Below are 13,553 nucleotides of genomic sequence, written 5' to 3'. Positions count from 1 at the left end.
GTCGCCAGAGTTCAACGACGCACACTCTGTCGCTCGAACACACACAAGAGATCAAAAAGGAGAACCTATGTATGCAACTAACGGATTAAAGCAGCTAAGCGTTCGGAAGGAGACCGATAGCCTCGGCGAAGTCGAAGTGCCGGCCACCGCGTTGTGGGGAGCGCAGACGCAAAGGTCCCTTGAACATTTCAGCATAGGGCAGGATCTGATCCCGCGCGAAATGATTACCGCTTACGCAACGCTCAAGAAAGCCGCTGCGAATGCCAACCATGCTGGCAATCGTCTTGACGATAAGCGGTACAACTTAATCATTCAAGTCTGCGATGAGATTTTGGCCGGCAACCATCACGACATGTTCCCCCTGCACGTTTGGATGACAGGCAGTGGAACACAATTCAACATGAATGTGAATGAAGTGATCTCCAATCGGTGCTGCCAGCTTGCAAGCACACAACTCGGGAGTAAGACTCCCGTTCATCCTAACGACCACGTCAACATGTCTCAGTCGTCGAACGATTCATTTCCCACCGCGATGAACATTGCAGCGGCGGTGAACGTGAAAGAAAGACTGATACCTGCGGTAAAGGGCCTGCGGGATGCGATTGCCGCGAAGGCGGATGAGTGGAAAGACATCGTGAAGATCGGACGTACCCACATGCAGGACGCCACTCCGCTCACCCTTGGGCAGGAATGGTCAGGTTACTCCGGCATGTTAAGTGACAATCTGAACCGTATCGAGGATGCGCTGAAAGGCGTTTACAGCCTCGCACTCGGCGGAACAGCGGTCGGAACTGGCATCAATGCAGCCCCTGAATTTGGCGATGCAGCTGCCTCAGAGATCGCCAAGCTTACCGGCCTTCCCTTCGTCAGCGCCTCGAACAAGTTTGCCGTGCAGGGGGCACACGATGCTCTCGTTCAACTCTCCGGTACGCTGCGTACCCTCGCTGTCTCGCTCTACAAGACTGCAAATGATATCCGACTCATGTCATGTGGTCCACGAGCAGGCTTTGCTGAATTGTTGATCCCCGAAAATGAACCAGGCTCTTCGATTATGCCGGGCAAGGTCAATCCGACTCAGGCCGAGGCACTGACGATGATCGCTGTGCAAGTGATAGCGAACGATGTAGCAGTTGGTTTTGGAGGCGCCGGGGGCTACCTGGAGATGAACGTTTACAAGCCTCTGATCATTTTCAATGTGACTCACGCAATCACGATACTCAACGATGGATGCATAAACTTCCGAAAGTTTCTGGTCGAAGGTACAAGACCCAATTTGAAGAAGATCAAGGAATACGTGGACCGTTCGTTGATGTTGGTGACCGCGCTCTCGCCTGTAATTGGCTATGACAAATCCTCGAAGATTGCGCACTACGCGCTGGACAACGACCTCTCGCTAAAGCAAGCCGCACTCAAGCTGGGGTTTGTCACAGAGGAGGAGTTCGATCAGGTTGTCGACCCGGCGAAGATGGTCCACGCGTACGTTGCGAAAGCTAGCTGATGAAGTTCGCAACTTTTGGCTCACACAGGCATTAAATTCGAAACCTACACGACGGAGGAGACAAATATGACCACGAATAAGCACGGAATCGAAGTGCTTCAAGATCCATCGCTCAACAAGATGACCGGCTTCACCGAGGCCGAAAAGCAATCGCTCGGCATCGTTGGCCTCGTACCCGACGTGACGGAATCGATCGAAGCTCAAATGAGCCGCGTCTTGCTGCAGTTGAAAGAGAAGGCCACCGATCTTGACCGATTCATTTACCTGATGAATCTACTCGACACGAACGAGACGCTTTTCTATCGCACTCTGATGTCGGACCCGGCCCGTTTCCTCGAGATCGTCTACGACCCGACGATCGGCGAAGCCTGCCTGAAATTCGACCACATCATGCGTCGGCCGCACGGAATGTATCTATCGATAACTCGCAAGGGGCGCGTAAAGAAGGTGCTGCAGAATTGGTCGGTCAAAGACGTCCGGTTCATCTGTGTCACCAATGCCGGCCGCATTCTGGGACTGGGCGACCTGGGCGCCAACGGCATGGGTATTCCGATTGGGAAGTTGCAACTCTATACCGCGGCAGCGGGTGTGCCGCCACAGGGTCTGCTACCAATGTACCTGGACGCCGGCACGAACAACGAGACCTATCTCAACGATCCTCTTTACGTCGGTCTACGGCGGCATCGGCCCTCGAGCGATGAGCTGTATCCATTCGTCGACGAATTTGTTGAATCAGTTCAAGAGGTCTTCCCCAACTGCTGCATTCATTTCGAGGACTGGACCGGAGTCGATGCAATCGCTCTGCTAGCCCGCTACCGCAACAAGGTCTCCTGCTACAACGACGACATTCAGGGCACCGCTGGAGTCACACTCGCCGGGCTGATCAACGCACTCAAGATCAGCGGCGGCCAGCTCAAGGACCAGCGGATTCTCTTTCTTGGCTCGGGCTCGGCCGCGATCGGCCTCGCGGACTTGATTGTCTCCGCACTAGGCCAACAAGGCATCGTGGCCGAAAAGGCAGGCCAGCAGATCAGGATGTTTGACACGCACGGACTGGTAGTCGCAGGGCGCCCGGGTCTTGGCGCAGCCAAGCTACCCTACGCTCACAAGCTGCCGCCCAGCAAACCTTTCAATCATCTCGATCTGGCGGCGGAGCAGCCACAGATTGTCGCGGTCATTGAGGACTTCAAGCCGACGATCCTCATCGGCGTCAGCACCGTGGGCAAACTGTTCTCGCAGGAAGTCGTCGAGTCTATGTCGCGCCACAACGAGCGGCCGATCATCTTTGCCCTTTCCAATCCGATCGAGAAACACGAATGCCTGCCCCAGAACGCATACGCCTGGTCCAAGGGAAAGGTGGTCTACGCTGGCGGTGTGCAATTCCCGCCGGTTCACTTCGCCGGACAGACGTACCTGCCATCCCAGGCCAACAACTTGTACATTTTTCCCGCCGTCGGCATGGCGATTTATGCCACCAACGCGAAGCGAGTGACGGATGAAATGTTCATCGAGGCCGCGCATGCCCTCGCCGATCAGGTAACGCCAGAGCAGTTGAAACTGGGGATGCTCTTCCCGCCGCAGTCGAACATCCTGGAGGTCGAGGTTCAAACAGCCGCACGAGTAGCCAAGCTCGTCTTCGATGCGGGACTGGCCCGTGTGGATTGTCCGGTCGACATGGTTGCGTTCATCCGCAGACATGTCTACAAGCCGGAATACCATGCGGCAATAACTACAGCAACGAAAGTAGCCTAAAGGTAAGCAGGAGCGCGCTTCGGTGCAGGACGGGGACGTCGCGCTCAATTTGGGTCGCGAAGTCCTCACCCGGCACAAGGTTGCACTCGTCGGCTGTTTGGGTACTCGCGTTTCCATGACAGGAGCGCCCTACGCCTGGATCGACTTGGATGGAGTTATGGCAACGACACGAAAACAAGACGCAAAAGCAATAGGCATGGGCCAGGCAGTCGGCACGGGATGCGCGCTGGCGATCTCCTGCTTTATTAGCTATGCCGTGATCACTCATATCCTTACCCGAGCATATTTTGTGTCCCGGGACGACGACCTCCTCGGAGGCATGTGGGCCGTGGCCGCAACGATCTTTGTTTATCGCGAGAGTTATCAACAGAGCGTACGTGCTGCCTTATCGCGTATGGCCGCAACACTGCTGAGCTTTGTACTTTGCCTGGCATATTTGTTGATTTTCCCGTTCCGCGTCTGGGGCATGGCCACGTTGATCGGGATCGGTGCGATAGCTCTGACCCTGCTCGGCAGGTCAGAAGACATCATCACAACAGGGATCACAACCGCGGTCGTGATGGTCGTAGCCGGCATCAGCCCACAACATGCGTGGAAACAGCCCATTCTCCGTTTAGTCGACACCGCAGTTGGGATCGGAGTTGGCATTACAGCCGCGTGGATAAGCCTGAATATTGCGTCGATGCCAAATTCGCGACGCAGTGGCGCCTGAGTCATATCGGAGTCGAAAGGAGAGATAACAGTGACGACACAGACCGAAGCAACAAATCAAAGGACGATTTCGAAACACACAAGGATTGGTCTCTTCATACCCTGCTACATCGACATGATGTTTCCAGAGGTTGGGATAGCTACTCTACAGCTCCTGGAGCGATTCGGGCTCAATGTGAGTTACCCACTCAATCAGACGTGCTGCGGACAGCCCATGTCCAACAGCGGAGATGAAGTCAATGCTGCCAGCGCCGAACTTCTTTTTGTGGAGAACTTCAAGCCCTACGATCACATCATCGGGCCCGCTGGAAGCTGCGTCAAACAGGTCCGCTGTCACTTCGATGCCATTGAACAGACCCCCGACGTGAAGCACATTCGCCAGCACACTTACGAGTTGGTCGAATTCCTGCACGACATTTTGCAAGTCACCTCGTTTCCTTGGGCGGAGTTCCAACACTCGGTCGCAATACACAATAGTTGTAGCTCCATCCGCGGCCTCGGAATCGCCAAGCCACCCGAAATTATGGGTGTTCCATTCGACAAGACAGCACGTTTGCTTTCGAACGTGAAGGGCCTGGTGCTTGCACCTGTAGATCGGCCGGATGATTGCTGCGGTTTCGGAGGCACTTTCTGCGTCACGGACGAAGCCGTCTCCGCCCGAATGGGACTGGAGAAGGCTCACGATCATCTACGCCATGGCGCTGAATATGTAGTATCACCCGACATGTCGTGCTTGATGCATCAGCAAGGTATCGCACGGCGCGCGGGACTGGATCTGAAATACGTCCATGTCGCGCAAGTGTTAAATGGCGGCCCATTCTGAGGGGAGTGTCCTATATGAGCAATGCGAAGCAGGTTGACCCGGCAAAGGCAGCCGAACTATTCATTCTTCACGATCAAATTCACGAGCCGATGCACGATCGTTTCTTGTGGGCAACGATGCAGCGCCGCGACGCGGAGGCGGCCGCCATCCCGGAATGGGAGGAACTGCGCGAGATCGCTTCGAAGATCAAAGAGCATACCCTCACACATCTCGATCACTATTTAGAAGAGTTCGAAGCGAATGCCACAAAACGCGGCGCACACGTCCACTGGGCTCTGGATGCAGCCGAACACAATGCGATCGATTACTCCATCCTCCAAGATCACGGCGTTGAGGAACTGATCAAGAGCAAGTCGATGCTCCAGGAAGAGTGCCAGATGGCGTCCTTCTTACAAAATCGCGGGATCAGGTTATCGAATCGGATTTGGGAGAACGAATCCAACAACTCGATGGCCAACCACCCAGCCATATTGTGTTTCCCGCGATCCACAAGACGCGGCAGGATGTCGCCCGAGTCTTCGCGCGCACGGTTGGTACTGATCCAGAGAACGATGGTCCGCACTTCCTGACGGAAGTCATGAGAAACAACGCTCGTCCCAGATTCCTCGCTGCGGACGCAGGCATGACTGGCGGAAATTTTGCGGTTGCCGAGACGGGAACCTTTATGGTTTGCACCAACGAAGGCAATGCTGATATCGGGGCGTCCGTACCACCCCTTCATATTGCAAGCATTGGTATCGAGAAACTTGTACCGCGAGTGGAAGATCTAGGTGTATTTTTGCGGCTGCTCTCCCGGAGTGCGGAAGGAACTCCTCTCACCCAATACTCGTCTCATTTTACCGGACCGAGAAAGGGTGGAGAACTGCATATCGTGCTCGTAGACAATGGGCGAAGCCGCCGACTTGGCATGCCGGACTTCTGGCATTCACTGAAGTGCATCCGCTGCGGAGCTTGCATGAACACCTGCCCTGTCTATCGCCGTAGTGGCGGCTTGGCTTACGGCGCAATCTATTCAGGCCCCATTGGGCGTCATCCTTGATCCGACCTTTGACGAGGTCAAGTACAGCGAACTGCCATTCCATTCGACTTTGTGCGGGTCATGCACAGACGTTTGTCCAGTGAAGATCGACATCAGTGATCAGATTTTCAAGTGGCGCAGGGTAATGGCAAAACGAGGATACCTGCCACTGACGAAACAATTGTCATTTGCTGTTGCCGGACACGTCCTAGGGCATCCTGAGGAATATCATGCTATCGAGAAAGTTGCCGGACCGGCAATGGACTATGCCCCGCATTTCCTCTTGTACAACCGTTCCTTGAATCCCTGGGGACGCGACCGGGAACTCCCGCAGATAGCGAAACAAACTTTCCGCGACTGGTATCTCGCAAATCGGAGCTAACATGCCAACGTTCAAATTTAGTCGTGAAGCAATTTTGGGCGCGATCCGCTCCAACATTCCGAACCAACAGGTGGAGCATCCGCGGATTCCGGTCTTCCAACGATCGGGCCGGCCTCTCAAGTCAGAGTTTGAACAACTTCTCCAGCAAGCCGGAGGAATCGCTCACGATGTGGGAACCGTGGTGGAAGCCGAGGCCATGTTGATGACACTTCATCCCGGAGCGAAGGTGGTGTGCTCGGCTGTGCCCGAAATCGCCGGCATGCGCCGCGTGGAGAACGTTCGCGACCCGCAAGAACTCGCGGACGTGGATGTCTGTATAGTGCGCGCCCAGTTTGGTGTTGCCGAGACCCGGGCGATCTGGCTGACGCAGGAAGATCTTGTTGTCGATGCTCTGGCTGTGCTGTCCCAACATCTTATCGTTCTGCTGGATCCGAAGCAGATTGTGGGGGACATGCATGATGCTTATCGTCGTGTCGATCTCAATGAGACGTCATACGGGTGCTTCATGTTGGGTCCGTCCGCGACGGCGGATATCGAAGCAACCCTGGTACATGGCGCTCAGGGAGCCCGCTCTTTGAACATATTCTTCCTGTCGCCTCCACAAATCTCTGCTTTGAGGGCCCAGCCAGAACCTTAAGACAAGGAAAAGGATCCATGTCAGCCGGGCCGGTAGTGGACGAGCGCAATTCCTTGCTGCGTCATTTCCGATTAAGCATCACCAAGACGAAAGGAGTTGGTTCCATGACCTACGACACTCAGCCGCCGGAACCGTGGCTCTATTTTGCGCTTGCTGTTGTCGGCGGATATGGTGACGCAGCCAGCGTGATTCTCGCGAAAGCATTCACTGGGCATGTAACCGGCAGCCTGCTATTAGCAGCGATCGCTATCGCTGCTCACGAATGGAAGTCCTTGGCGGAACATCTTTCAGCCGTTTTGTTCTTTTTAGTTGGAGTTGTCTCAAGCGTGGTGATCGAACGAATTCTTATCACACGCCCGTTCCTGAAAACGCTCCCCACTGTGCTCGGTATTGAAGTCATTCTAACGAGTGCCGCCTACCTGGCGTTAGCAGTTCGCGTGGCCCCACGAGTGGAGATCTTCATAATCTGCGTGTCGCTGGCTCTTGGGATCCAAAACGGAGCATTTCAGCGCACAGGAGGCATCAGCGTTCATATGATTCCGTCTCCGGACCATATCGGCTCTGTGCTTAAGCAGGCCTTTGACACACCCGGCCCCGTGCTCGTCGGAGTTCACGTCGACTATCGCGATATTCACAAACTTTTTGAGGAAGTGAATGAGCGGAGTGTCCACTAGCCGTTCTTAGAGCTCTCTACAACACAAACAATCGCTCAGTTTGGTGGGCTCTCTGCTTGGCGAACCCATCACAACCGGGAAAAGGAGGTGCTCAAATCCAAAACCAATCTATCTCACGACTCTGCCTTGTTTCTCTTCGTCCGACCGCCCTGATCACGGTGCTGAATGAGCATTTGGACTACAGTTCCGCTCAGCTTCATTCTTCTTACCGGAGGTGTGTTTGCCCAAAGTGCTCCGGCCTCACCTGACCACCCTGCCCAATTCGCCGGAGAGCGAGAAATTGAAGACTTTGCAAAGCAGCTTGTTAGCTCCGGATTCAGCCTTCAACAAGATCAAACTTACACATTGTCGGAATTGGTTAACTTGGCCGAGGAACACAATCCAGCAACTCGTGTTGCGTGGCAGGCGGCCCGCGCTCAGATGGCAGCTCTGGGAGTGGCACGCAGCGAACTGTACCCAACTGTCGCAGCTGTGGCGCTCTCCCAGACAAATCGCTCGGAAGTTCTTTTCGGAAATCAGTTTGATCGCCAGACTGTTCAGTCTTTTAGTGGAGCCTTGGATCTGAACTACACAATATTCGACTTCGGAGGGCGTGCCGGTCGCATTGCCGCAGCGAGATCGGACTTACTCGCGGCCAACTTCGCGTTCAACGACACACATCGAAAAATCATCTATGAAGTGACCGAAGCTTATGACCGATTGCTCAACGCGATTGGTCAGGTCGAGGCTGCTCGAGCAAGTCTCAAGAATGCTCAGACCGTTCAGCAAGCAGCCGAGGATCGTCTCAACAGCGGTCTCGCGACTTTGCCAGATGTACTTGAGGCGCGAGGCGCAGCCGCGCAAGCGCAATACGATCTGCAAGCGGCTCTTGGGGTTGAGAAGAACACTCGTGGAGACTTGGCAAGTGCGCTGGGGACTCGCCCTACCGATGCAATTCGGGTTCAGCCCATCGACGAACTTCCCATAACCGAAACACTTGACGATTCCGTTGACCAAGCAATGGAGCGATCATTCGAACAACGGCCAGATCTTATGCAGCAAGTGACTGAAGTTCGAAGAGCAAACGCAAGCGTTAAGGAGGCACGCGCTAGCTTTTATCCTGCGCTTTCTGTCACCGCTACTCCCAACGCGCAGTCGTTGTATGGCTTGCAGCAGCAGCTTCCGTGGGCTCACACCGGGGGCTTGACGGGTGAGCTTGAGTTGAACCTGAGATGGGCTTTGTTTGATGCCGGCGCACGGAAAAATCATTTGGCACAGGCGCAAGCAAACCTGCGTGGGGCTGAAGCAAGCGTGAGCGTAGCCGGAGACAACATTGCGGACGAAATCTGGAAAGCCTATTCCAATTTGGAAACCGCGCTTGGCCAACGGCAAGCTGCTGCCGCTCTTCTCGGCCCTGCCAATCAATCGTATGCCGCCGCGTTGGAATCCTACAACGATGGTGTCCGCGACCTACTTGACGTAACGGCCGCCCAGGCATCACTGGCACATGCTCGCTCTGCTGATATGTTGGCGCGTGGACAAATCCTCTCCAGTCTGGCAGAACTGGTCTTCGAGACCGGAGATCTGAAGCAACCGAAGGCTAGGAGACCCAAGCCATGAATTGCCCTCGAGGCAGTCGCGTTACGAAGTACGGCTCAATGCTTACTTCGCTTCTGCTTACGGGTTGCGGACGAGCCCCTACCTTTGACGTCGTGGGTTCGTTTTTCCCGGCGTGGTTATTTTGCTTGGCGGCGTCAATCCTGCTCACAGTTCTCACCCGATGGCTTTTTCAGCGCTTACGCGTTGCGGTCGCTCCGCAGATTTTGATTTATCCGAGCCTGACCGCCGCTTTTGCATTCGCATTGTGGCTCATCTTCTTTCGCTAGCGAGGCACCAATATGAAGATCGATTCAAATCCGAGGGTTAGAGAGCGGCTTAGCTGCCTAATCAGTATTGGCATTGTGGTAGCCGCTGTTGCGTTGGGTGTTGGAGTGCTCTACAGGTCGATCTACTATCCACGAACCGACGATGCCGAGGTCTTTGCGAATTTTATTGGTATTGCGCCGCAAGTAGAAGGACCGATCACCCGGCTGAACGTGCGCGATAACCAGTTCGTTAAGAAAGGCGAGCTATTGTTCGAAATCGATGACCGACCCTACGAGTACGCTCTCGAAAAAGCCCTGTCTGATCAAGCTGCCCTCGAAGGACAAATTGAGGACGAGCAGCGAAAGATCGCGGCACTGGTAAGCGGCGTTTCCATTTCACAGGCTAATATTCATAGCTCGCAAGCGGACATTGAACGGTGGGCAGCGGCTATCGAGCAGGACCGCGCAGACGTGGCAAACGCAGAGCAGGGCGTGAACCGGGCCAGAGCAGAGTGGACATACACAAACAACAATTTGCATAGGATTGAGCCCCTGCTGGCAAAACAGTTCGTCACTGTAGATCAAGTCGACAGAGCGCGAACATCGGAGGTTGCTCAAGCAGAAGCCCTGAAGCAAGCGCAGTCACAACTGCTGCTCTCGCAGGCAGGATTGAAGTCGACCTTAGCGCAGTACGAACACTCCAAGGCGGTTCTGGAAGAGAGTCATGCCCAGCATGAGCAATCGATACATGCCGTGACCACGCTCGAACCGCTTATCAACCAGCGTGGCGCCCGCACATCGGGGGTAGAAACTGCCCGCTACAATCTCAGCAATTGCCGGGTATACGCACCATTCGATACGCGCGTGACCAACCTTACGATCTCGGAAGGCGCCTACGCGCATGTTGGGCAGCAGATTTTTACACTGATCGATGCGCGCACGTGGTGGGCAATCGGCAATTTTCGCGAGGGTACGCTGGAGCATATCGTGCCTGGCATGCGAGCAGATGTGTTTCTGCCGTCGAAGCCGAAGATTCGCTTTTCCGGAATGGTGGACAGTATCGGTTTTGGCACTACTCCCGATCCTGACGTCTTTGGCCGTTTGGAGCCGGGACTTCCTGACGCACAGCGAACCCTCAACTGGGTGCACCTGGCATCGCGATTTCCGGTCCGTGTCCGCGTCCAGAATCCCCCTCCCGAATTGTTTCGAGTAGGTGAGTCGGCATTTGTCGAAATTCGTGGGTATTGAAGATGGCAACCTTCGCTCAAAACGTACCGAATTCAACTCGACAATCGGGTTGGATCTGGGAGTTTCTCAAAGAGGAACTTGTGCCCTATCCAGGAAGAGCCGCATTAGTGGGTCGTATGGTCACTGCTGCAACTCTCGCCATGCTCATTACCATGACGTTTCGGCTTCCCTACGGAGCGTATTGCGCTGTTTACGCACTCTCGATCTCCCGTGAAAACACGAGGACAACCGTGAAGACTGCAATAACGAGAATCGTCTCCTATTCTCTAGGAGCTATTGGTGTGCTGATCGGCGCAACGCTCTTTGTGAACGACCCAGCGGTGCGGTTGCTGTGGGTGTTCGGGGCAATGTTCATAACGTTCTACGCGATTAGCGCCATGACAGACAGCGCCGCCGCCACCGCAATTGGCTATCTGATTGTGATAACTGTTCCCCTCTGGGATCAACATATCTCCGGCGAACTCAGATCTGCTCAATCGAGTAGGCCGGGTCTTCCAAATCCAGCAATGCCTTAAATCCCTGTGCTTCCTCCATCGGATGAACGTCGGCGCGAATCAGGTTTTCGACCAACTGCGCTTCTAAGGCTTGCGCGTCGTTCATGTTGACGATGCGGATGGGCACCGTATCGACCTCTGCCATCTGCGCTGCCCGATACCGCCGCGCTCCTGCGACGATGTCGAAGCCATTCTCGGTAAGGGGCCGAACCAGTAACGGCGAGAGAACGCCCCGGGTGCGGATACTTTCGGAGAGTTCCTTAAGGGCGGCGTCCTCAAAGATACGGCGCGGGTTGGTTTTCGATTCACTCAATAAGGACAGCGAGAACATTGCGATACTCGGTAGCGTTGATGACGGTGGTTTCCATGACGCGAGGCTCCTTTCGAGCGTGGTTGGGCGTGGAAGTCGTAGAGCGGCGCGGTCGGACTGTCCGCTCCAAGGGAGCGGACTAGCCAAGAATGCACTTGTCCGAAAAGGCGGCGAGATACGTTCGCCAGATGTTGGGGGGGCGCTCAGCCCTTGATTGCCAAATTGCTCTATAAGGCAACCACAGAGGGTGTTCGACGTGTACGCCTCGCTGGTGCCATCCTCTCCATTTTCCACCAAGCATTCTACCGTCACAGGCAACCCACTTTTGCCGATGTCACACGAGGGTTTTAAGAAGCCATTCGGAAATCGGGAATAAAACGGGAGTCGTCGAGTTTACGGAAGCGTAACGTCCAGTAAATTCGTTCGACACCGAGTTTTGAACATGCGCTTTGCCATCGTTTCGCTTCCAGGCTTGTCGCTGAACACGAATGCCCCTCGAATCACTGTGAAGAAGGAACCCGCAATCGGGCGAGGTAGTAATTCGCGCGTCATTTTTCTACTGCTGGGAGTCGCAGTCTACCTCTACCTCAACCTTTTCTCCCTTCCCGATACCCCCTTTCTGTTGGGCGACGATCAGGTCTACTTCTGGATGGATGCAGAACGGATGCTCGACGGCGGTCGGATCTATCAGGATTTCTTCCAGTTCACGCCCCCGGGCACGGACCTCATTTATCTTGCCCTATTCAAGCAGTTCGGACTGAGCTTATGGACCACAAACTGTGTTGTGCTTGTTCTTGGAATAGCCAGCTGCTGGTTGTGTTTCGTATTGGCGAGCGAGGTCGTAGAGCGCCGGTCCGCTGTGCTGACTACAGCTCTGTTTCTCGTCCTAATCTATGGCAAGTTGTTGGATGGCACCCATCATCTTTTTAGTGCGTTCGCGATCATGGGTGCGGTCAAGATTTACACCAGAAATGCTACCTTCGCGAGAATTGTTATTTCGGGCACGCTACTAGGCGTGGCGTCGTTCTTTACCCAAACTCATGGAGCGGTGGCATACCTTGCGTTCGCAGTCTTTTTCTTCTGGAGACGTTCGCGAGAGCATCAGCCCTGGCTACATCTTCTTCAGAAGATGTGGTGGCTGTCTCTGGGCTATACGGTCACACTCCTGCTGCTTGCCGCACCATTCATCGCCACGATTGGATGGAAACAGCTTTGGTACTATCAGATCATCTATGTTGGGAAACACGTAATCCCAATGAGGCCAGGGATGATGGGTTTGCCGGGGATTTCGTCTTGGCGCGATCTGCCCAGATTTGGCCAGGCTGTACTTGTCTATCTTTTTCTTCCCGTCGTCTATCTTCTAACCCTGTGGCGTTGCTGGCGCGAACGTCGTCCTGCCGCATTTCCTTGGGAACAGATCACACTCATGTCCTTAGTCGGCTTCTTCCTAATGGTGGAAGTTGCCTTCAATCTGAACTTTCTCCGGCTCTACTCAATTTCACTCGCGGGTATCGTCCTCCTTGTCTGGCATCTAGAACAAACAAGAATGATGCGGCCATATGCCGTTGCCGTGATGTGGATCGCCATAAGTGCTCTCGCGGTTTGGCAAACGATTTCCGCTCACAAGCTTCAGCCCAGGAAGATTCACTTGCCGTCAGGAGAGGTCGCCACAGGAGAGCAAGCCTATGAGAAGCTGCATTGGATGACCGAACATACGAGACCCGGGCAATTTCTCTTTCAGGCGGCGTGGCCAGCAATGTATCTACCCCTACAACTGCGCAATCCAATGTTTGTTGACCAGATATATCCTGCCGATGGGACGCCAACTGACGAAGTTGCGTTGACAATTCAGCAGCTCGAAGTAAAGCAAGTACCTTATGTACTCTGGGCCGCGAGATTGGGCTCGATGGATAACCTTTCCGTCCGTCCGAAAGACCATGTCGTCCCTCTTCGCGCTTATTTGCACAGTCAGTACAGTGAAGAACACACCTTTCCTGACGGCGACCAGGTTTGGCACAGAAATGGATTCAAGACAGTTCCTTGATCAGTCCGCCGAGTGGTAATTCTCAAACATGAGAATTCTCTGGCTCCCGAAGATGCACTTCGAAAAACATTTTCTTTCAGCACTCTCAGTTACTAAAATCGTCGCTCAGCCTAGAGGG

General features: G+C 54.4%; 14 protein-coding genes. 13 read left to right on the top strand and 1 reads right to left on the bottom strand.

All coding sequences use genetic code 11. From position 1 onward, the window contains the following. The first annotated feature begins 67 nt into the window (after nt 1-67). The 12 genes from fumC (at nt 68) to RBB77_RS12765 (ending at nt 11,102) form a co-directional block, all read left to right on the top strand. On the top strand, nt 68-1,498 hold the full coding sequence (gene fumC / locus RBB77_RS12820; protein WP_353062149.1) for a class II fumarate hydratase: 1,431 nt from the start codon (nt 68-70) through the stop codon (nt 1,496-1,498). Between the two features lie 15 nt (nt 1,499-1,513). Further along, nucleotides 1,514-3,250, top strand: a complete 1,737-nt coding sequence (locus RBB77_RS12815) for an NAD-dependent malic enzyme (protein WP_353062148.1) — start codon at nt 1,514-1,516, stop codon at nt 3,248-3,250. A gap of 22 nt (nt 3,251-3,272) precedes the next feature. Continuing rightward, on the top strand, nt 3,273-3,962 hold the full coding sequence (locus RBB77_RS12810; protein WP_353062147.1) for an FUSC family protein: 690 nt from the start codon (nt 3,273-3,275) through the stop codon (nt 3,960-3,962). Between the two features lie 30 nt (nt 3,963-3,992). Further along, nucleotides 3,993-4,784: a (Fe-S)-binding protein gene (locus RBB77_RS12805; RefSeq protein WP_353062146.1), complete on the top strand. Its 792-nt coding sequence runs from the start codon at nt 3,993-3,995 to the stop codon at nt 4,782-4,784. 370 nt (nt 4,785-5,154) lie between these two features. Then, the gene (locus tag RBB77_RS12800) at nt 5,155-5,823 is read left to right on the top strand and encodes an LUD domain-containing protein (RefSeq protein WP_353062145.1); all 669 of its coding nucleotides are present in this window, start codon (nt 5,155-5,157) and stop codon (nt 5,821-5,823) included. 79 nt (nt 5,824-5,902) lie between these two features. Next, a complete protein-coding gene (locus RBB77_RS12795) occupies nt 5,903-6,184 on the top strand; it encodes a lactate utilisation protein LutB domain-containing protein (protein WP_353062144.1) in 282 nt (93 codons plus the stop codon). 1 nt (nt 6,185) lies between these two features. Continuing rightward, complete coding sequence (locus RBB77_RS12790; protein WP_353062143.1) at nt 6,186-6,821, top strand: LutC/YkgG family protein; 636 nt, start codon at nt 6,186-6,188, stop codon at nt 6,819-6,821. Between the two features lie 17 nt (nt 6,822-6,838). Continuing rightward, a complete protein-coding gene (locus RBB77_RS12785) occupies nt 6,839-7,495 on the top strand; it encodes a YoaK family protein (protein WP_353062142.1) in 657 nt (218 codons plus the stop codon). Between the two features lie 165 nt (nt 7,496-7,660). Then, a complete protein-coding gene (locus tag RBB77_RS12780) occupies nt 7,661-9,094 on the top strand; it encodes a TolC family protein (RefSeq protein WP_353062141.1) in 1,434 nt (477 codons plus the stop codon). Continuing rightward, the gene (locus RBB77_RS12775; protein WP_353062140.1) at nt 9,091-9,360 is read left to right on the top strand and encodes a YtcA family lipoprotein; all 270 of its coding nucleotides are present in this window, start codon (nt 9,091-9,093) and stop codon (nt 9,358-9,360) included. Before RBB77_RS12780 ends, RBB77_RS12775 begins: the two co-directional genes overlap by 4 nt. A gap of 12 nt (nt 9,361-9,372) precedes the next feature. Then, nucleotides 9,373-10,587: a biotin/lipoyl-binding protein gene (locus RBB77_RS12770; RefSeq protein WP_353062139.1), complete on the top strand. Its 1,215-nt coding sequence runs from the start codon at nt 9,373-9,375 to the stop codon at nt 10,585-10,587. 2 nt (nt 10,588-10,589) lie between these two features. Then, nucleotides 10,590-11,102, top strand: a complete 513-nt coding sequence (locus RBB77_RS12765) for a DUF2955 domain-containing protein (protein ID WP_353062138.1) — start codon at nt 10,590-10,592, stop codon at nt 11,100-11,102. Here the strand turns inward: RBB77_RS12765 and RBB77_RS12760 are convergent. Continuing rightward, nucleotides 11,050-11,412, bottom strand: a complete 363-nt coding sequence (locus RBB77_RS12760) for a ParB/RepB/Spo0J family partition protein (RefSeq protein ID WP_353062137.1) — start codon at nt 11,410-11,412, stop codon at nt 11,050-11,052. The genes RBB77_RS12765 and RBB77_RS12760 overlap by 53 nt on opposite strands. A 421-nt stretch (nt 11,413-11,833) precedes the next feature. On the opposite strand from RBB77_RS12760, the gene RBB77_RS12755 reads away from it, so the two are divergent. Further along, nucleotides 11,834-13,435, top strand: a complete 1,602-nt coding sequence (locus tag RBB77_RS12755; protein WP_353062136.1) for an ArnT family glycosyltransferase — start codon at nt 11,834-11,836, stop codon at nt 13,433-13,435. Nucleotides 13,436-13,553: the final 118 nt, after the last annotated feature.

It is taken from the genome of Tunturibacter psychrotolerans (assembly GCF_040359615.1).
Classification (GTDB): Bacteria; Acidobacteriota; Terriglobia; order Terriglobales; family Acidobacteriaceae; genus Edaphobacter; species Edaphobacter psychrotolerans.
The sequence above is the reverse complement of the archived record's forward strand: the minus strand, read 5'-3'. Positions and strand labels throughout refer to the sequence as shown.

Coding starts and splice junctions, on each gene's coding strand:
- fumC (WP_353062149.1), top strand. CDS start 68: ATGTATGCAACTAACGGATTAAAGCAGCTAAGCGTTCGGAAGGAGACC.
- RBB77_RS12790 (WP_353062143.1), top strand. CDS start 6,186: ATGCCAACGTTCAAATTTAGTCGTGAAGCAATTTTGGGCGCGATCCGC.
- RBB77_RS12785 (WP_353062142.1), top strand. CDS start 6,839: ATGTCAGCCGGGCCGGTAGTGGACGAGCGCAATTCCTTGCTGCGTCAT.
- RBB77_RS12780 (WP_353062141.1), top strand. CDS start 7,661: ATGAGCATTTGGACTACAGTTCCGCTCAGCTTCATTCTTCTTACCGGA.
- RBB77_RS12775 (WP_353062140.1), top strand. CDS start 9,091: ATGAATTGCCCTCGAGGCAGTCGCGTTACGAAGTACGGCTCAATGCTT.
- RBB77_RS12770 (WP_353062139.1), top strand. CDS start 9,373: ATGAAGATCGATTCAAATCCGAGGGTTAGAGAGCGGCTTAGCTGCCTA.
- RBB77_RS12765 (WP_353062138.1), top strand. CDS start 10,590: ATGGCAACCTTCGCTCAAAACGTACCGAATTCAACTCGACAATCGGGT.
- RBB77_RS12760 (WP_353062137.1), bottom strand. CDS start 11,412: ATGTTCTCGCTGTCCTTATTGAGTGAATCGAAAACCAACCCGCGCCGT.
- RBB77_RS12755 (WP_353062136.1), top strand. CDS start 11,834: ATGCGCTTTGCCATCGTTTCGCTTCCAGGCTTGTCGCTGAACACGAAT.